The 630-nt window shown below is 44.0% G+C and carries 1 protein-coding gene; it reads right to left on the bottom strand.

Translation table 11 applies throughout. The features are described from left to right. Nucleotides 1-42: 42 nt before the first annotated feature. Entirely contained in the window at nucleotides 43-522 is a 480-nt protein-coding gene (locus HMPREF2955_RS10940; RefSeq protein WP_246830131.1) for an energy transducer TonB, read from the bottom strand. Between the last annotated feature and the right edge of the window lie 108 nt (nucleotides 523-630).

Genomic DNA, 630 nt, shown 5'->3' with positions numbered 1-630 from the left:
GTTAGCCTGTCAACTCATTAACTTGTCAACCTTATTTGTTCTTTATTTTAATTTGAAAGTCACAGGTACGTTATACTTCACGCGCACAAATTCGCCGCCTTGCTTACCTGGAGACCACTTAGGCATGGACTTTATCGCTCTTACCGCCTCTGCATCGAGCGAAGGTGTTACCGACCTGGCTACCTTTACGTTGGTTATAGCCCCATCCTTCTCTACTGTAAAGCGAACCATAACGCGCCCTTGCTTTTGGGCTTTCAACGCAGACATGGGATATTTTATATTCTCGAAAAGGTATTTCAACAGCGCTGAGTCGCCACCAGGGAAGCTAGGCATCTGCTCAACCACCACATACACCTTGTTGTTTGCACCTGATTTTTTCGTGGTTTTATTAGTCTTCACCACCTTTTTCTGCACATTCGCCCTCATTGCGGTACTATTCATCGCCAGTAAAGCGATGGCCAACAGCACGAAAAGCAGGCACTTATAGCCTGCAAACGAATTTGCTTTTTGTCTATTCTTCATACTCATCAATTTATTAAATGGTTCTTTTTTCGTTCCTCGAGAAGTGCGTTTTCTCGCCATGACAATGTCCGAGTAAGCTCGACATTGTTCATTTGGCTTAACGAAAAC

The sequence above is a fragment of the Prevotella sp. HMSC073D09 genome (assembly GCF_001814145.1).
GTDB classification, from domain to species: Bacteria; Bacteroidota; Bacteroidia; order Bacteroidales; family Bacteroidaceae; genus Prevotella; species Prevotella conceptionensis.
The sequence above is the reverse complement of the archived record's forward strand: the minus strand, read 5'-3'. Positions and strand labels throughout refer to the sequence as shown.